The organism is Ruegeria sp. CDSC052 (genome assembly GCF_059610685.1).
This window is the reverse complement of the sequence record NZ_JBXWOB010000001.1, coordinates 338,938-356,680: the sequence shown is the minus strand read 5'-3', so window position 1 is coordinate 356,680 and position 17,743 is coordinate 338,938. Positions and strand designations below refer to the sequence as shown.

The 17,743-nt window shown below is 54.5% G+C and carries 16 protein-coding genes and 3 tRNA genes; 10 read left to right on the top strand and 9 right to left on the bottom strand.

Going from position 1 to position 17,743, the window contains the following annotated elements; all coding sequences use genetic code 11:
- The first annotated feature begins 140 nt into the window (after positions 1–140).
- Together AC2FIM_RS01775 and AC2FIM_RS01770 are read left to right on the top strand one after the other, a co-directional pair.
- Positions 141–293 (top strand): hypothetical protein, encoded by a 153-nt coding sequence (locus tag AC2FIM_RS01775; RefSeq protein ID WP_496731716.1) that lies wholly within the window; start codon positions 141–143, stop codon positions 291–293.
- 176 nt (positions 294–469) lie between these two features.
- Positions 470–796 carry a site-2 protease family protein gene (locus AC2FIM_RS01770; protein ID WP_496679596.1) on the top strand — a complete coding sequence of 109 codons (327 nt, stop codon included), beginning with the start codon at positions 470–472 and terminating at the stop codon, positions 794–796.
- A 17-nt stretch (positions 797–813) separates the two neighbouring features.
- Here AC2FIM_RS01770 and uvrA read toward each other — a convergent pair whose 3' ends face one another.
- The 3 genes from uvrA to AC2FIM_RS01755 all read right to left on the bottom strand — a co-directional run bounded on the left by uvrA (position 814) and on the right by AC2FIM_RS01755 (position 4,038).
- The gene (uvrA, locus tag AC2FIM_RS01765; protein WP_496707819.1) at positions 814–3,672 is read right to left on the bottom strand and encodes an excinuclease ABC subunit UvrA; all 2,859 of its coding nucleotides are present in this window, start codon (positions 3,670–3,672) and stop codon (positions 814–816) included.
- Positions 3,673–3,840: 168 nt separating this feature from the next.
- Positions 3,841–3,917: transfer RNA gene (locus tag AC2FIM_RS01760), tRNA-Asp, on the bottom strand.
- Positions 3,918–3,961: 44 nt separating this feature from the next.
- Positions 3,962–4,038 (bottom strand) — tRNA-Asp (locus AC2FIM_RS01755).
- 562 nt (positions 4,039–4,600) lie between these two features.
- Here AC2FIM_RS01755 and AC2FIM_RS01750 point away from each other — a divergent pair.
- Both AC2FIM_RS01750 and AC2FIM_RS01745 read left to right on the top strand, forming a co-directional pair.
- The gene (locus tag AC2FIM_RS01750; RefSeq protein WP_496707820.1) at positions 4,601–6,427 is read left to right on the top strand and encodes a M10 family metallopeptidase C-terminal domain-containing protein; all 1,827 of its coding nucleotides are present in this window, start codon (positions 4,601–4,603) and stop codon (positions 6,425–6,427) included.
- 143 nt (positions 6,428–6,570) lie between these two features.
- Positions 6,571–6,645: transfer RNA gene (locus AC2FIM_RS01745), tRNA-Val, on the top strand.
- A 111-nt stretch (positions 6,646–6,756) separates the two neighbouring features.
- Here AC2FIM_RS01745 and lon read toward each other — a convergent pair.
- Complete coding sequence (gene lon / locus AC2FIM_RS01740) at positions 6,757–9,165, bottom strand: endopeptidase La (RefSeq protein WP_496679588.1); 2,409 nt, start codon at positions 9,163–9,165, stop codon at positions 6,757–6,759.
- A gap of 351 nt (positions 9,166–9,516) precedes the next feature.
- Here lon and AC2FIM_RS01735 point away from each other — a divergent pair, with 351 nt between their 5' ends.
- Positions 9,517–10,686: a sugar-transfer associated ATP-grasp domain-containing protein gene (locus AC2FIM_RS01735; RefSeq protein WP_496707821.1), complete on the top strand. Its 1,170-nt coding sequence runs from the start codon at positions 9,517–9,519 to the stop codon at positions 10,684–10,686.
- A gap of 49 nt (positions 10,687–10,735) precedes the next feature.
- Here the strand turns inward: AC2FIM_RS01735 and tgt are convergent, their stop codons facing one another.
- Positions 10,736–11,866, bottom strand: coding sequence for a tRNA guanosine(34) transglycosylase Tgt (gene tgt, locus AC2FIM_RS01730; RefSeq protein WP_142634055.1), 1,131 nt, complete (start codon positions 11,864–11,866; stop codon positions 10,736–10,738).
- Positions 11,867–11,929: 63 nt separating this feature from the next.
- Entirely contained in the window at positions 11,930–12,841 is a 912-nt protein-coding gene (locus AC2FIM_RS01725; protein WP_142634057.1) for a nucleoside hydrolase, read from the bottom strand.
- A 173-nt stretch (positions 12,842–13,014) separates the two neighbouring features.
- Between AC2FIM_RS01725 and AC2FIM_RS01720 the strand changes: the two genes are divergently transcribed.
- From AC2FIM_RS01720 to AC2FIM_RS01710, 3 genes are all read left to right on the top strand, one after another.
- A complete protein-coding gene (locus AC2FIM_RS01720) occupies positions 13,015–13,905 on the top strand; it encodes an SPFH domain-containing protein (protein WP_142634059.1) in 891 nt (296 codons plus the stop codon).
- The gene (locus AC2FIM_RS01715) at positions 13,905–14,183 is read left to right on the top strand and encodes an NfeD family protein (RefSeq protein WP_142634061.1); all 279 of its coding nucleotides are present in this window, start codon (positions 13,905–13,907) and stop codon (positions 14,181–14,183) included. The genes AC2FIM_RS01720 and AC2FIM_RS01715 overlap by 1 nt, the downstream gene beginning before the upstream one ends.
- Positions 14,184–14,280: 97 nt before the next feature.
- Positions 14,281–14,643, top strand: a complete 363-nt coding sequence (locus tag AC2FIM_RS01710; RefSeq protein ID WP_142634063.1) for an SUF system Fe-S cluster assembly protein — start codon at positions 14,281–14,283, stop codon at positions 14,641–14,643.
- A 22-nt stretch (positions 14,644–14,665) separates the two neighbouring features.
- On the opposite strand, the gene AC2FIM_RS01705 is transcribed toward AC2FIM_RS01710, so the two are convergent.
- Positions 14,666–14,995, bottom strand: coding sequence for a hypothetical protein (locus AC2FIM_RS01705; RefSeq protein ID WP_496707823.1), 330 nt, complete (start codon positions 14,993–14,995; stop codon positions 14,666–14,668).
- 200 nt (positions 14,996–15,195) lie between these two features.
- Between AC2FIM_RS01705 and AC2FIM_RS01700 the strand changes: the two genes are divergently transcribed.
- Positions 15,196–15,561 (top strand): HesB/IscA family protein, encoded by a 366-nt coding sequence (locus AC2FIM_RS01700; protein WP_142634067.1) that lies wholly within the window; start codon positions 15,196–15,198, stop codon positions 15,559–15,561.
- On the opposite strand, the gene AC2FIM_RS01695 is transcribed toward AC2FIM_RS01700, so the two are convergent.
- Positions 15,558–16,481, bottom strand: coding sequence for an isopenicillin N synthase family dioxygenase (locus tag AC2FIM_RS01695; RefSeq protein ID WP_496679576.1), 924 nt, complete (start codon positions 16,479–16,481; stop codon positions 15,558–15,560). The genes AC2FIM_RS01700 and AC2FIM_RS01695 overlap by 4 nt on opposite strands.
- A 116-nt stretch (positions 16,482–16,597) precedes the next feature.
- Between AC2FIM_RS01695 and tpiA the strand changes: the two genes are divergently transcribed.
- A complete protein-coding gene (gene tpiA / locus AC2FIM_RS01690) occupies positions 16,598–17,347 on the top strand; it encodes a triose-phosphate isomerase (RefSeq protein ID WP_496679571.1) in 750 nt (249 codons plus the stop codon).
- On the opposite strand, the gene AC2FIM_RS01685 is transcribed toward tpiA, so the two are convergent.
- Positions 17,348–17,659, bottom strand: a complete 312-nt coding sequence (locus AC2FIM_RS01685) for a DMT family transporter (protein WP_142634071.1) — start codon at positions 17,657–17,659, stop codon at positions 17,348–17,350.
- Positions 17,660–17,743: the final 84 nt, after the last annotated feature.

Sequence of the window (17,743 nt, the reverse complement as noted above, 5' to 3'; positions counted from 1 at the left end):
AAGCGCGGCCTGAATTCAAGCGGGCGAAAACCAACCTCAGTCGATTTGAGAAAGTAAGCAGACTCGGGCATTTTCCGGCCTGTATAAAATTTTGACGCGATCTAACATCATCATAAACCTCACTATTTCGAGGTTTTATTATGAATACTGAATACGTGCTATTTGAGTCCCGCGACCGATGGAACGTACCGATACATTTCAGCCAAAGCCTTATTTTTCTGGTTTTGATCGTTGTCGGATTTAAGGCCGATCCGGTCAACCTGCTCTATGCGCTCACCTTCGTGGCGATTTAGTTGATTTCGATCCTCCTGCACGAGTTGGGCCACGCATGGGGCTGTCTTGCGCAAGGCGTGCCAGTCAATCCAATCGTCGTTTATGGGGGCGGCGGATTCTGCGAACATCGCCGGTCAACCTCGGCATATGAAGACGAATTGATTGTGGCCATGGGGCCGATTGTGAACCTGACCCTGTGGACCGTGTGTTCATTGCTGGAACCGTTTCCAACTCGCCCGAAATTGGCTGGGTTCTGGTGGTGAGGGTAGAGCTAAACCTATGGCTGGCGCTGTTTAACATGCTGCCCCTGATGCCGCTGGATGGGGGGCGTCTGCTCTTTGCTTTGCTCACGCGCATTATGTCGGCGAACTCAGCCGCGCGTGTTTCCGGGATTATTGGGCTGGTTGGCGTTCTGCTATGGATCCCGATGATGATTTTTGCCCATGTCAGCTTCGGCTTCGTGTTACTGTTCTTTCCGCCAATACTGCGCCACTGGCAGACGCTGCGATACGCCAAATACTGAAGTTGCCGCGACGGAGGTTATTCCGCCGCGACCCGCTCGGGGTTCAGCAACTGTTTCAAATACCTGCCCGTATGGCTGCGTTCCACAGCAACAACATCTTCGGGCGTTCCCGTGGCGACAATTTCACCACCACCGTCACCGCCTTCGGGCCCGATATCAATGATGTGGTCGGCCGTTTTGACAACATCCAGATTGTGTTCGATCACAACAACCGTGTTACCCTGATCAACCAATTCATGCAGCACTTCCAACAGCTTGCGGACGTCTTCGAAATGAAGACCGGTCGTCGGCTCATCCAGAATGTAAAGCGTCCGACCAGTTGAGCGTTTGGAGAGTTCTTTTGACAGCTTCACCCGCTGCGCTTCACCGCCCGACAGGGTCGTCGCCTGTTGCCCGACCTTGATATACCCCAGACCGACCCGCGCCAGCGCGTCCATCTTATCGCGGATCGACGGCACGGCTTTGAAGAACTCTTGTGCATCTTCCACTGTCATATCAAGGACATCCGCGATGGACTTGCCCTTGAACTTGATCTCAAGCGTCTCCCGATTGTACCGCGCGCCTTTGCAGGTTTCACAGGTGACATAGACATCGGGCAGAAAGTGCATCTCGATCTTGATGACGCCGTCGCCCTGGCAGGCCTCGCACCGACCGCCCTTGACGTTAAAGCTGAACCGACCGGGCTTGTACCCCCGCGCCTTGGACTCGGGCAGACCGGCGAACCAGTCACGGATCGGCGTGAACGCCCCCGTATACGTGGCCGGGTTCGAGCGTGGTGTACGCCCGATGGGCCGCTGGTCGATGTCGATCACCTTATCCAGATGCTCGAGCCCCTTGATCGTCTCGCATGGCGCAGGTGTCTGCCGCGCGCCATTCAGCCGCATCGAGGCTGTCTTGAACAGGGTTTCAATCGTCAGGGTCGATTTGCCACCGCCGGATACGCCGGTCACACAGACGAACTTGCCCAGAGGAAAATCAGCGGTCACTTTCTTCAGATTGTTCCCGGTGGCTTTGACCACAGTCACTTTCTTTTTGTTCCCCTTCCGCCGCTCGGACGGCACCGGGATTTCGCGTGTGCCTGACAGGTATTGGCCGGTGATCGAGGCTGCATCGGTCGCGATCTCGGACGGGGTACCATGGCTAACCACCTGCCCACCATGCACACCCGCACCTGGACCGATGTCAAAGACATAGTCGGCTTCGCGGATGGCTTCCTCGTCGTGTTCCACAACGATGACCGTGTTCCCCTGATCCCTCAGGTTTTTGAGAGTACCCAGCAAGCGGTCATTGTCGCGCTGATGCAACCCGATCGAAGGTTCGTCCAGTACATACAACACCCCGGTCAGACCCGAACCGATCTGGCTGGCCAGACGGATACGCTGACTTTCCCCGCCCGAAAGCGTTCCACTTGAACGTGACAGCGTAAGGTATTCCAAACCAACGTTATTCAGGAACCCAAGCCGCTCACGAATCTCCTTGAGTATCACCCGCGCGATTTCATTTTTCTGAGCACTCAGATGGTTTGGTGCATCCTCAACCCACGCCAGCGCCTCGCGGATCGACATCTGCACAACCTGCCCGACATGCAATCCGGCGATCTTGACGGCCAGCGCCTCGGCCCGCAGTCGATAGCCTTCGCAACTGCCGCAGGACCGGTTGTTTTGATAGCGTTCGAATTCTTCGCGTATCCAGGCGCTGTCAGTCTCGCGATAGCGCCGCTCCATATTCGGGATAACGCCTTCGAAACTGCGGGTTACCTGATAAACCCGGCCGCCTTCGTCATAGCGGAACTGGATTTCTTCCTCGCCCGATCCGCGCAGAAACACCTGCTGTACCTTGGCGGGCAGATCTTTCCACGGCGTATTCTTGTCGAACTCATAATGTCGCGCGATGGCTTCGATAGTCTGCAGGAAATAGGGCGACTTGCCCTTGCGCCAGGGCGCCAAGGCGCCGTCATACAGTTTCAGCGTCTGATCCGGCACTACGAGGCGTTCGTCAAAGAACAGCTCGACCCCCAGCCCGTCACAGGCCTGACAGGCCCCGAAGGGCGCATTAAAGGAAAATAGGCGCGGTTCGATCTCGGGGATGGTGAAGCCACTGACAGGACAGGCGAAATTTTCACTGAAGGTGATCCGCTCCGGGTCGCCTTCAGGCGGTGCGGTTTCCAAAATCGCAATGCCATCGGCCAAATCAAGCGCTGTGCGCAGGCTGTCCGCCAGCCGCGTTTCCATGCCCTCGCGCACCACCAATCGGTCGACCACGACGTCGATGTCATGGCGGAACTTCTTGTCCAGCTTCGGAGGCTCGTCCAACTCGTGAAACGCGCCATCAACCTTGACGCGCTGAAAGCCCTGTTTGCGCAGTTCCAGAAACTCTTTCTTATACTCGCCCTTTCGGTCCCGAACGATCGGGGCCAGGAGATACCCTCGCGTGCCCTCCTCCATCGTCATGATCCGGTCGACCATATCCTGCACCTGCTGGGCTTCGATCGGCTTGCCCGTGGCAGGGCTGAACGGTGTACCAGCGCGGGCAAACAGCAGACGCAGATAGTCGTAAATCTCGGTCACGGTTCCCACGGTAGACCGTGGGTTCTTTGAAGTCGTCTTCTGTTCGATGGAAATAGCCGGAGATAGACCACTGATATGGTCCACATCTGGCTTTTCCATCATATCCAGAAATTGCCGGGCATAGGCCGACAGGCTTTCGACATACCGGCGCTGCCCTTCCGCATAGATCGTGTCAAAGGCAAGCGACGACTTGCCCGAGCCTGACAGACCAGTGATAACCACAAGCTGGTCACGCGGAATATCCACGTCAATGCCTTTGAGGTTATGTTCGCGCGCGCCGCGCACCTCGATATTCTTCAGCTCAGCCATGTTTGGCCCCCAACACATAAGTGTCCTAGAGATAAGCGAGCCACACTGAGTCTCCAACAGAAAAGTTAGAACAAAATGTGAACGAGAGAGATGTTGCCGCCACCTACTGACAACAAAACCAATAGAGTCACCCGGTAAACGGTATGATTTCTGAAAACTAGTGGAAAATGGCGCGGTTGACGGGGCTCGAACCCGCGACCCCCGGCGTGACAGGCCGGTACTCTAACCAGCTGAGCTACAACCGCGCATCTATTTCGTGGCCTTTACCCTGGACCAAGGATGGCAGCGATGGCGCGGTTGACGGGGCTCGAACCCGCGACCCCCGGCGTGACAGGCCGGTACTCTAACCAACTGAGCTACAACCGCCCGCTGCCCGTTCGTTGCTGAACGTTGGGGTGTATTATGGCCACGCCCGGACATCGTCAAGCGGCGAATTGAAGTTTTTTCTCAGAACGTAATTTTTGTTAGAGATGTTTTCTCGTCACACGACGAATGGCCAAACAGAAACCAGCCGATAATTCACGACCTACTGCCTTTGGCCAGACAAAAATATTCTGAAACCTTGAGCAGCACATCACCTGGCATGGGTCCGCTAAATCCAGATCTCAGGACAGCCTCCAAGCTCATCCCCAAGCTTATTGTGACATAAACCCAAAGTGAACAGTCATATCAACTTACTTGCAGAGAGTTACTCAAAGCTTGCCGCGTTCTGCCTCATTTCAACCACAAATGGTCTGCAAGACGATTACAAACACCTCTGCCAAAAGAGACTTCATACGCTCGGTTGATCCTCGGGCCAAAACGTTGGAAATTTCTGATGCCAAAGGAAGAATTACCGATTCTAGAACCGGTCAATATATACGGCGCCAATTTTGTATTCCGGAAAAACCGGGAACAAATGGCGTGTTAGACAAGGAAGAAATTTAAGATGTCAGTTGCCAGCACAACTTCTCCGGGTGCAAATGTTACCGGCCATGTTTATGTAGACAGCCTGATTTGGGGCACGTCTTGGGACACCAGCGCCGGAGGCGTCAGTGCTCCGGGCACAATCACATACTCCTTCGATGATGGATCGTTAGGTCGCCGTGGCTTTGCCTCCTACATGAAGGAAGCAATCCGCAAAGCATTTGCAATTATCGAAACGATCATTCCGATCGAGTTCAACGAAGTCGGCTTTCTGACACCAGCAGGCGAGATTAATGACGTTAACATCACCTACGCTTTGCTGACCCAAAACGATCTTGGCGGACCCGGATCTCTTGGTGTCCATCAAGTTCCGGGTGACGACCCCCTGCTGCAGGATTCTGGCATCGACGCCCTGTTCGGCATCTTTGCCTATGATACGCCTCTGTTTAGCAAAGAGGCGCTACGCAAAGGCGGTGAAGGCTTCGCGACAATCATTCACGAGATTCTTCACGGCCTTGGCCTAGCCCACCCACATGATGAAGGCGGCAGCTCGACTATTTTTCCGGGGGTTACGCAGCCCTTCGACGACTACGGGACAGATGGGCAGAACCAGGGTGTTTATACCATCATGTCCTACAACTCGGGCTATCCCGAAGTTGTTCCTCTGAAGACATATAAGGCTGGCGGCACGGCCTCGCCCATGGCCCTTGATATAGCTGCGCTGCAGGCGATCTACGGAACGACGGACCACAACACCGACGACAACGTCTATAAAATCAAAGGCAAGAATGGCGCCGGAACATTCTGGACATCCATCTGGGATACAGATGGAAACGATACAATTTCGGCAAAGGGTGTTGATCGTAGCGTCACGATCAACCTCAATGACGCGGATCTTGATGGCAGCGATGCAGGTGGCACTCCCTCCCATGCCAAAGGCGTAACCGGTGGATTTACGATCGCAAATGGGGTCGTCATTGAGAATGCGCAGGGCGGCAACAAGGGCGACATCATCGTCGGGAATGAAGTTGATAACCGGTTGGAAGGATTTGGCGGTAGCGATGTTATTTCTGCTGGCGAGGGTAATGACATTGTTCTTGGGGGTGGCGGCAATGACACCCTGACCGGAGGTCTTGGAAACGACGAACTGTACGGCCACAAGGGCACGGACAACTTTGTAGCCGAGGACAGCGACGGCGACGATATCATTGACGGCGGAGAGGGCCTTGATTGGTTGCGTTATATCGGCACAAGCGCCGTAACCGTTGATTTGTCTGACACCAATGCACAGGCAACCGGATACGGAACCGATACCATTACGGGTGTCGAAAACGTCGTTGGGTCCGAGCAAAATGACGACATTACAGGTACGGACGGTCGAAACATCCTGCAGGGTAATGGAGGGTCTGACCGCCTGGACGGGGGCCTTGGCAAAGATACCCTGAATGGTGGCGCAGGCAGCGATACTTTGATCGGTGGTGCCGGAAGGGACACCATGACCGGCGGCGAAGGGGCCGATGAGTTTGTGTTCACGTCAACAACCGAAAGTTCGCGCAAAGCAAAATATGCCGACCGGATTACCGATTTCACTCAGGGTGAAGACAAGATCGACCTAAGTGCGATCGACGCAAGCACCGTAATTGACGGCGATGATTCATTTGTCTTCAACGGTACAACACCGGCCCAGACGTCGGACGAAGGCGAAATCTATTACGTCAAGAAAAACAACGCAGGCACCAAGAACGACTTCACACTTGTTCTTGTGGATACTGACGGCGACAAAAATCCTGAGATGGTTATCAAGATCTCTGGCTTGCACGATCTGACCCAGGACGATTTCATTCTTTGACATCAAAAAAGTGAAAGGGCGGCCCCACAAGGCCGCCCGTTTATGGGCACCTCGACTGGGCATTTGCGGGGTAATCCCCGGGGCCCAAAAGGCGCAAAGACCTCTTGCGGCTTTGCTGAACTCCTTATAAGACCCCTGCTCACGGGTGATTAGCTCAGTGGTAGAGCGCTTCGTTCACATCGAAGATGTCAGGAGTTCAAATCTCTTATCACCCACCATATCACAATCTGCGATCCGACATGCAAAGCCAGTAATTGGCTGACTATTTGGTCTGACCAAAGAAAAAGGGCGAGGTGCTAACCCCGCCCCTAATTGCCATATTCTGACCTTTAGTGCGCCCTGGCGGACGGGGACGTGTTCTCAGCCGTTTTGGCTGCAGCCGCGGCGGCTTCTTCTGCGGCTTCGTCCCACTCGACAGGTTCAGGATCCCGAACCAGAGCGTGTTTCAGAACTTCCGAAACATGCGTGACCGGGATGATTTTCAGCCCTTCCTTCACGTTGTCAGGAATTTCGGCCAGGTCTTTCTCATTCTCTTCAGGAATCAGAACAGTCTTGATCCCGCCGCGCAGAGCCGCCAGCAGCTTTTCCTTCAAACCACCGATGGGCATCGCATTGCCGCGCAGGGAAACCTCTCCTGTCATGGCAATATCCTTGTGCACCGGGATACCCGTCAGAACCGATACGATTGAGGTCACCATTGCCAAACCGGCCGAAGGACCATCCTTGGGCGTTGCCCCGTCCGGTACGTGGACGTGGATGTCCAGGTTGTCGAATTTGGGCGGCTTCACCCCGATCTTAGGTGAGATTGACCGCACATAAGATGAGGCTGCATCGATGGATTCCTTCATCACATCGCCCAGCTTACCCGTGGTCTTCATCCGCCCCTTACCGGGCAGTTTCAGCGCCTCGATATGCAGCAGATCGCCGCCAACGGAGGTCCAGGCCAGACCGGTTACAACCCCAACCTGATCGTGCTGTTCAGCCAAACCATAGCGGAACTTGGGCACGCCCAAGAATTCATCCAGATTGTCCGGCGTCACCGTGACCGACTCCGCCTCTTTCTTGATGATCTTGGTCAGCGACTTCCGCGCCACCTTGGCGATTTCGCGTTCAAGGTTCCGAACGCCAGCTTCCCGCGTGTAAGTGCGGATGATCGAATGCAGCGCGTCATCGGTAAGTTCGAACTCTTTGGCCTTCAGGCCGTGGTTCTTCACCTGCTTGCTGATCAGGTGCTGCTTGGCGATCTCGCTCTTTTCATCTTCGGTATAGCCCGCCAGAGGTATGATCTCCATCCGGTCGAGCAAAGGCCCGGGCATGTTGTAGCTGTTGGATGTGGTCAGGAACATCACGTTGGACAGGTCGTATTCGACCTCAAGGTAGTGATCCATGAACGTGCTGTTCTGTTCCGGGTCCAACACTTCCAGCATGGCCGAGGCCGGATCGCCACGGAAATCCTGACCCATCTTGTCGATCTCGTCGAGCAGGATGAGCGGGTTTGTGGTCTTCGCCTTTTTCAGCGCCTGGATGATCTTACCAGGCATCGAACCGATATAGGTCCGACGGTGGCCACGGATCTCGGACTCGTCACGCACACCGCCCAGCGAGATGCGAATGAATTCGCGCCCCGTCGCACGTGCAACCGACTTACCAAGCGAGGTTTTACCCACACCCGGAGGGCCAACAAGGCACATAATCGGGCCCTTCAGCTTCTTCGACCGCTGCTGAACAGCCAGATATTCGACGATCCGTTCCTTGACCTTCTCAAGCCCATAGTGATCGTCATCCAGAATTTCCTGCGCGCGACCAAGATCTTTTTTAACGCGGGACTTGGTGCCCCAAGGCAGAGCCAAAATCCAGTCGAGGTAATTGCGCACGACTGTGGCCTCAGCCGACATCGGGCTCATATTGCGCAGCTTCTTCAGCTCACCTTCGGCCTTTTCACGCGCCTCTTTCGACAGCTTTGTTTCGGCGATTTTCTCTTCCAGCTCGGCCACTTCGTTCGAGCCGTCATCGCCATCGCCAAGTTCCTTCTGAATGGCTTTCATCTGCTCATTCAGGTAGTACTCGCGCTGTGTCTTCTCCATCTGGGTTTTGACGCGGGTCTTGATCTTTTTCTCGACCTGCAGAACCGACATCTCGCCCTGCATCAGGCCGTAGACCTTTTCAAGCCGTTCGCTGACCGACAGTGTTTCCAGCAGTTCCTGCTTTTGCTCGACCTCGATACCAAGATGCCCCGACACGAGGTCGGCCAGTTTGGCGGGCTCGGCGGTTTCACCAACAGCGGTCAAAGCCTCTTCGGGGATGTTCTTGCGGACTTTGGCATAGCGTTCGAACTCATCCGCGACGGTGCGAAGCAACGCTTGTGTAGTGGTCACATCACCCGGAATCTCGGTCAGATATTCTGCACGAGCCTCAAAAAACTCTTCGTTATCAAGGTATTCTGTAATCTGTACGCGCGCTTGCCCCTCGACCAGAACTTTCACGGTTCCATCTGGAAGCTTCAGCAGCTGCAGCACATTCGCCAGCACGCCCGAGCGATAGATACCGTCGATTTCCGGATCGTCATCACCTGGATCAATCTGGCTAGACAGCAGAATTTGCTTATCGTCCTGCATCACTTCCTCAAGTGCGCGGACAGACCTTTCCCGACCCACGAACAAAGGCACGATCATATGAGGAAAAACCACAATGTCGCGTAGCGGAAGTACTGGGTATGAGGAATTCAGGGGCTCTTGCATGCTCAATCCTTATCTTTGGCAAGACGGCACTGGTCCCTCATCTAGGCAACCCCCGGCCGTCTCCTGTCTGGAAGGTAAAGGTGGTGCGCCAAGCGTCCTATTTCAACCTTACCTGTAGTGGACCTAACAATGACCGGAAGGTTGCGCCTCCGCAAGACGATAACATGATCGGTCTTGTCAAATTCTCAATTTGACCCCGCTTGGTTTCTTCGGCGATTGCCTGCCTGGAAATTCAGAAACCAACAGCAAAAGTACAACACTATCTAACAGGCAGCTGCCCAAAGCCTGCCATCATTGCAAACAATATGATTGCATACCCCAACTTCTGATCGATTACTGTGAGTCGTAGAGATGACAAATCCAAAAAATATCAATGCTGCGGAATCCGACCATCAACGGTACCTATCTGCCCGCGACTCCGATCATGCGACGCTTTTAGCGCATGCCGCCAAAAGCTCTGGGCGCTCTGTTTTACAAGTCCAACGGAGCTTCAATCAAATGGCAAAGCCTCCCAGCCGTTTGAATATGGTTGAGTATGTGCGCAATGGCCTTCATCACGAAGACCGCTTTACCGACGCCGAACGCGCGGCATACATCTCCAATGATCTCCATTGGCCCATCGCCCACAAGTGTAACCATCATGGTTGGAACAGTGCCGCAGAAGACAAGATACTGGCTTCTACTTTGCTTGAAACAGCAGGTGTACCTGTCCCGGAAACCGTTGGCGTCATCGACCGTTCGAACCGACACTACCCCGGGGTTACGAAAATCAACACTCCTGAGGCGTTGCGCGATCTCGTTTGCAACCATCTGGAAGGTGGGCTTTTTGGAAAGATCGTCGAGGGGATGGTAAGCTTTGGGGCCTTTTTGATCGAGGACGCGGATCAATCCACTATCACTTGTGCGGGCCAACCGCCGATCACCTATGAGGCATTCCTAGACGAGTTCGTTGGGCAGAATTCATATGTCGTGCAACCTTTGCTCAAAAATCACTCTGCAATCCAAGACTACGCTTCAGCCCTTGCAACGGTGCGAATGGTTACTCTGGTAAGAGAAAACGACGTCTTTTGCCCAGTTTCCGTTATTAAACTTCCGCAGGGCCCCAATATTGCGGACGCCTTCTGGAGACCGGGGAACCTTGCTTGTTCGATCAATATCGAAACCGGTGTTATCGAAACCGTCGCGCGCCGCGCCAAGATGGAAACAGAATTCCTGGATGACCATCCTGACAACCCCGGTTTAATGGGCTTGAAACTGCCTTTTTGGGACGAATTGATCGAAATAAATGACCGTGCTGCAAGAACGTTTCAGCCAATTCGATATCAGTCGACCGACATCGCTATAACCGAGTCTGGTCCGGTCGTTGTCGAGCTGAACTATGGCGGTGGCTTCGACCTGCCTCAATATGCAAGTGGCCGTGGGATGTTGACACCAGAAGTTCGTAGCTTTTTCGAAGGGTTTGGCTACGACCTTGATGCAAAACCACAAAAGAAGCGCTGGCTGTTCGGTAAACGCAGATAAAGCGCCCTCAATCTAGAGTCTTGTTAGGTTGACTGAAAAGGCGCTGAACCTAAATCTGTTCAATATCCCCTTGCGCGCGCTGCGCATGGAAGGTCGCCTGCCAGGCGTCGAATGTACCAGCAGCAATGGCATCGCGCATACCCTGCATTATTTCCTGAAAATAGTGCAGATTATGCCAGGTCAGCAGCATGCCCGAGATCATCTCGTTCGAGCGGAACACATGGTGTAGATAGGCGCGAGAGTAGTTCGAACACGCCGGGCATGAGCAGGCCTCATCCAGCGGGCGCGGGTCATCTGCGTGGCGGGCATTCTTTATGTTGACCACGCCGTAACGAGTGAACACCTGTCCTGTGCGACCGGACCGTGAGGGTAAGACACAATCCATCATGTCGATCCCGCGGGCGACAGCTCCGACAATGTCGTCAGGCTTTCCAACGCCCATCAAATAGCGCGGTCTGTCGGCTGGCAGAAAGTCAGGAGCGTAGTCGAGGCAACCAAACATTGCCTCCTGACCTTCGCCCACGGCCAGACCGCCAACCGCGTAGCCTTCGAATCCGATCGCTTTCAGCGCCTCGGCGCTTTCTTCGCGTAAATCCTGTTCCAGCCCGCCTTGCATGATCCCAAACAACGCATGTCCAGGACGGTCGCCGAAAGCCTGTCGCGATCGATCGGCCCATCGCATCGACAGGCGCATTGATTCAGCAATTCGATCTCGATCTGCGGGTAGGGCCGGACATTCGTCAAAACACATCACGATGTCTGACCCGAGCAGACGCTGAATCTCCATCGAGCGTTCCGGGGTCAGCTCGTGCTTGGACCCATCGACATGAGATTTGAAGGTCACGCCCTTTTCGGTCAGCTTGCGCAGACCAGCCAGGGACATGACCTGAAATCCACCGGAATCCGTCAGGATCGGGCGATCCCAGTTCATAAATTTATGCAACCCACCCAAACGGTCAATGCGCTCGGCCGTAGGGCGCAGCATCAGGTGATAGGTGTTCCCCAACAAGATATCGGCACCGGTTGCACGAACACTTTCCGGCATCATCGCTTTGACCGTCGCAGCAGTGCCTACGGGCATGAACGCCGGAGTACGCACTTCACCGCGCGGTGTGTGGATCACTCCGGCGCGGGCCTTGCCGTCCGTGGCCTTCAGGTCAAATGAGAAACGGTCTGTCATTGGGCATCCTCGGGTCGCTGAACCGGGCAGGATTTGCCCGATCTGTTCAGCCATTGCAAGTTGTCAGGGTAAAGAGGCAACCTGCCGGGTAAACAGATCAACAACCCCTGCCCCGTCAACATCCCGGCATACCAGCACAGCCGGTCGCGTTGAGACCGGACGCGTAGCGCCGGATTCCGTACCACCCACAATTACCTCAACCCCGGTTTCGACCATCTCGAACATCGTGCCATGGGTGCAGGCGATCACAGCAGTCGAGTCATGCAGGCCGCAGCCCTCCAACCCGCCGATATCCTTGTAGAATTTCAGGTAAAATACCGAGATGTCACGCAGGAAAGCCCCCATATCGGGCGAGCGTTGGGCCAGACCGTCAAAATCCGCACTTTTGTACAGCGTTTTCAAGGTGACATCCAAACCAACCACAACGGTCGCCGGGGGTGCTGCAAACACTTCATTTGCGGCAAGGGCATCGTGATAGATGTTTGCTTCGGCATGTTCCGTGATGTTTCCTGGGCAGAAAACCGCCCCACCCATGATCACCAACTGTTTGATGTTCTGCGAAAACTCAGGGTCCAAACGCATCGCCGCAGCAATATTAGTCAAGGGGCCGATTGCACAAACCGTCAGCTCTCCCTTGTGGCGGCGCGCCATTTCCACCAGGAATTCCGTGGCATTCAAATCATGGTTCGCCCCGATTTCCGGGATATCGGTAATATCCCCAAAACCTTCGGGACCGTGAACATGTTCGGACGGTGCGTGGTGCCCTGTTCCCTGTGGGTAGGCCGCGCCTTGGGCGACGGGAATGTCCAACCCAAGTTTATCCACCAAAAACCGTGCATTGCGGCTGGATTGATGAACGTGGGTGTTGCCAAAAACGGTCGTCAGGCCGATCAAGTCAATCTCGGGGGCTGCAGCGGCATATGCAATGGCCATCGCATCGTCGATGCCGGGGTCTGTATCAATAATCAGTTTCATCCCAGCCCGATAGCGCAAACGCGAGGGGATGCAAAGCGGTCACAATAGCAAAAACTAACCAAAATCCATGGATCAGCGTTTTGAATCCAAGCACAATCCCTCCATACCAGAGTTGAAAAAGGGCGATTCAACCCCCAAATGTATACTATCGTACACAATAAAAGAGGACAGATATGACCGAAGACCAAATCATTGGATTGCTTTCTTCGAACATAATTTACCTGCTCGCGGCGGCATTGATCGTCATCATCACGCTAAAAGGCATTAAAATCGTGCCGCAATCGGAAAAGTATGTGGTCGAACGGTTCGGGCGCTTGCATTCGGTGCTTGGCCCTGGGATCAACTTTATCGTTCCTTTACTGGATGTTGCGCGGCACAAGATATCCATTCTGGAACGCCAGCTTCCCAATGCAACGCAGGACGCAATCACCAAAGATAACGTTCTGGTCCAAATCGACACTTCGGTCTTTTACCGCATCCTAGAGCCGGAAAAGACAGTCTACCGCATCCGCGATGTAGATGGTGCTATCGCGACGACCGTTGCGGGTATCGTCCGGGCGGAAATCGGCAAAATGGACCTGGACGAAGTTCAGTCGAACCGTGCTCAACTGATCACTCAGATTCAAGGAAGCGTCGAAACCGCAGTGGATGACTGGGGGATCGAAGTGACGCGCGCCGAGATTTTGGACGTTAACCTCGATCAGGCGACCCGTGACGCGATGCTGCAACAGTTGAATGCAGAACGCGCGCGCCGCGCGCAGGTGACCGAGGCTGAGGGCAAGAAACGTTCTGTTGAGCTTCAGGCCGACGCCGAACTCTATGCGGCAGAACAAACGGCCAAAGCGCGCCGCATTCAAGCCGAAGCCGAAGCCTATGCAACCAGTGTCGTTGCCCAGGCGATTAAGGAAAACGGTATCGAGGCGGCTCAGTACCAGGTTGCATTGAAACAGGTTGAGGCATTGAACACGCTGGGCACCGGCAATGGCTCGCAGACTATCGTTGTACCTGCCAATGCGCTTGAAGCTTTCGGAAACGCCTTCAACATGTTGAAAGGACGTACATAATGGCTGATCCCTTTTGGTTAACATGGTGGCTATGGCTGGCTGGCGCGTTGGCTTTGGGCATCCTCGAAATAGTCCTACCTGGGTTCATCTTTCTGGGTTTCGCCATCGGGGCCGGGCTGACGGGTATTCTGCTGGCAATCCCTGGCATAGTACCGTCGCTGCCGATCCTGCTTATGATCTTTGCGACTTTGTCGCTGATTGCCTGGCTGATCCTGCGCCGCGTCTTTGCTCTGCCCCATGGCCAGGTGAAGAAGTTCAGGCATGACATAAACGACTAAACTCTTATGGCACCCCTTAAGGGGGTGTCATTGTGCCTCTGGACGCTGCCCGAGGCTTTCCCTATATAATTCGTCAGGTAACAAACCCGAGGCACGAATGACTCACCCGAGCGAACAGTTTGAAGGCACACCTCTTATTGCCCCTTCAACGATTGAACACCCTCTTTATGAGCCGGTGGTCGACGCCTGCCGAACGGTTTATGACCCCGAAATCCCTGTAAACATCTATGATCTGGGTCTGATCTATACGATCGACATCACCCAGGAAAACGCGGTCAAGGTCATCATGACACTGACCGCGCCCGGCTGCCCGGTTGCCGGCGAAATGCCTGGGTGGATCGTCGAGGCAATCGAACCCGTTGCCGGCGTAAAAGAAGTTGACGTGGAACTGACCTGGGAGCCCCCCTGGGGCATGGAAATGATGTCAGACGAAGCGCGCCTGGAACTTGGATTTATGTAAGGTCAAGTGCGAAAGCCTTCTGTTATTGAAGTCCGCAGGTCGATTTGATTTCGTCCGACCTCTGGTTAAGCTTCTCTATGTAATCTCCTGATAACATAGTTAGTCTTTTCTTTTCGGTTCCAGTCACAAGGCCTAGAAGCGCCCCAGCAGGTGTAATGGCAATTACACTTTTTGCCTGCTCCTCCTCTGCATGTTTTCGTTCGGTTGCAATCGCGCGCAAATCACCTTCTGCCGTTGCACAGTTTACCGGATGTTGCTTTTCTTCTGCGATCGCCGTCTGAGCCAAAAACACAGACAGCATCAGAGAAGGAATTGTAAGAATATCTTTTTTTCTAAACCAAAGTCTTTTCATGCTATTCAGCCTCAAATATTTTCCAAAAGTGGATCATGGGTCAGGCTATGACGAGTGTAATTTGCAAAGCAAGCCTTGCTTACCGACTGGGGCGGGAAATCTAATCCGACAGTAAAAGTTAGGTAAGAAATCCTGCTATGTCTTGAGCCTGATGCCTCGCGGCACTACATTAGCAACAACGAACAACGACGGAGATCATGATGTTCGGCATCCCCGGCAAACAGGCCGTAACAATGACACCAAAGGCTGCAGAGCAGATTGCCCGCCTGATGACTTCGGGCGGTCATGCTGGTTTGCGTATTGGCGTCAAGAAAGGCGGATGTGCCGGGATGGAATACACCATGGACTATGTCGACCAGCCTGACACCAATGATGAAGTGGTCGAGCAGGACGGCGCGCGGATCATGATCGCCCCGATGGCACAGATGTTCCTGTTTGGAACAGAGATCGACTATGAGGTCTCGTTACTTGAATCCGGTTTCAAGTTCCGCAACCCGAATGTTGTAGATGCCTGCGGTTGCGGAGAATCCATCAAGTTCGACGAAAGCATTGCAACTCAGCCTTAAGACGCTGCCTGCAAGTGCACATAGGTCTCGTTGAACCGACGCGTCAAGTGCTCTCCTGCCTGGATGACATTCTCTGAATGTGGCGGGGCAACATTGGTGTCATAAGACGGGTTGAAGAACAAAGGAACCGACAGCCTTTCAGCAGATCCACCGATCACACGGTGCAGAGTTGCCTTGACCGCCCCTGCCGTCCAGAACTCCAGCATCTCCCCAAAATTGATAATGAATGTTCCGGGCTGCGCTTGGACCTGAGCCCAACTCTGGTCCGGCATCTGTACCTCTAACCCGGCTCGACCATCGGTGGCCAGCAGGGTCAGACAGCCATAATCAGTGTGCGCTCCGATACCGAAATCCTTTTCGCCTGCCCAGACTGGCCTTTGCGGGTAATAATTGCCGCGCAACAGGGCCATGGGCGTGTCGAAGGCAGTGTCAAAGCTGTTGGCATCCTTGCCCAATGCCACCGAAATGGCGCGCAACACCCGCATGGCAACCGAACAGGCGTCACCATAATAGGCCTCGATGATTGATCGAAACTCGGGCACAGTCTCCGGCCATTGGTTCGGGGCATAAACCGAGAGGTTCTTGCCAAAGTACCTATTGGTCTCAGCTAGCTCGTATCCGCAATCGAACACCTCTTTGAAGTCAGGATTTGCAGCTGGATCTACCTGTTCCGAGCGCGAGGCGCCCCACCCACGGTTGGACCCGGTCACAGCCATATCAACACGCCGTTTCTCGGCCTCTGGCAGCCGGAAGAATGCGTGATATGCCGAGATGACCCGTTCCACCCGACAGGCGGAGATACCAGTATTGGACACGGTCAGAAACCCAACTTCACCGACGGCGCGGGTCAATTTGGCCAATTCCGCCGTGTCGCACCGATCCAGTTTTTCAAGATCAAGATGTTCGATCATATTGCTCATTCCTCATCGCGGCGGAAACTGCCGTTTTGCAACGGGCTCTGCAACCGGAATTGTCAGACCTGACTGGCAATGATATCCGGTCACCAGAAAACCGATTTATTTCAAGGGGACGCGATATGCGGCGCAAACTGGCGGCTGGAAACTGGAAGATGAATGGTAATGCTGCCGACTTGAGAGAGCTTCAGGCCCTTTCTCACATGCATGCTGCCCCGGCAGTTGATATTCTGATCTGCCCACCTGCCACCTTGATCCAACGGGCCAAAGAGAAGGTCCCGGTCGGAAACATCCAGATAGGCGGTCAGGATTGCCACGCGGCGAACTCGGGCGCGCATACAGGTGACATTAGCGCCCAGATGCTGGTCGACGCCGGAGCGTCAGCCGTCATTCTTGGCCATTCTGAACGCCGCGAAGACCATGGTGAACAGAATGAAGATGTTCGTGCTAAATCTATTGCCGCAATGTACGGTGGGCTAAAGGCGATCATCTGCGTCGGTGAAAGCCTGGAACAGCGCGAGGCCGCCAATACCCTGGATATAATCGGCGGTCAGATGTCTGGCTCGATCCCGGATCAGGCAACCGGTGAAAACCTGATTGTTGCCTACGAGCCGATCTGGGCCATCGGCACAGGGAAAGTGCCCACCCTGGATGAGATCGGACAGGTTCATGACTTTATCCGCGCGCGGCTGGAACGGCGCTTTGGCGAAGGCGTTGGGCGTTCGGTCCGGCTGCTTTATGGCGGCTCGGTAAAGCCATCAAACGCCGCCGAGATTTTCGCCGTATCGAACGTGGATGGCGCATTGGTGGGCGGGGCGAGCCTGAAGGCTGACGATTTCTCGGGCATCATTCAGGCTCTGGAACAGGCCTGATCAGGCCATTTTCATCGTCACCATCCCGGCTATGATCAAGACTGCCGCGCAGATGCGCGTGGCAGTCAGGGCTTCGCCCAGAAAAAGAATACCAAAGGTAAACGCGCCAACCGCTCCTATTCCCGTCCAGATGACATAGGCTGTTCCCAAAGGCAGCGTCCGCATGGCCAGTGCCAGCAATGTGAACGAACCAAGCATCGAAACCGCCATCAGGGCGGTCGGCCAGAACCGGGTGAACCCGGCAGATTGTTTCATCGCCACGGCCCAGACAATTTCAAGCAGGCCGGCAAACAACAGGATAATCCAGGGCATAGAAGAGACCTCTGATCAGTCCGGGTCGTCCCGGATACTGTCCCGTGATGGAGAGGTCGTCCTCTGCCCTTTTAGATAATCCCC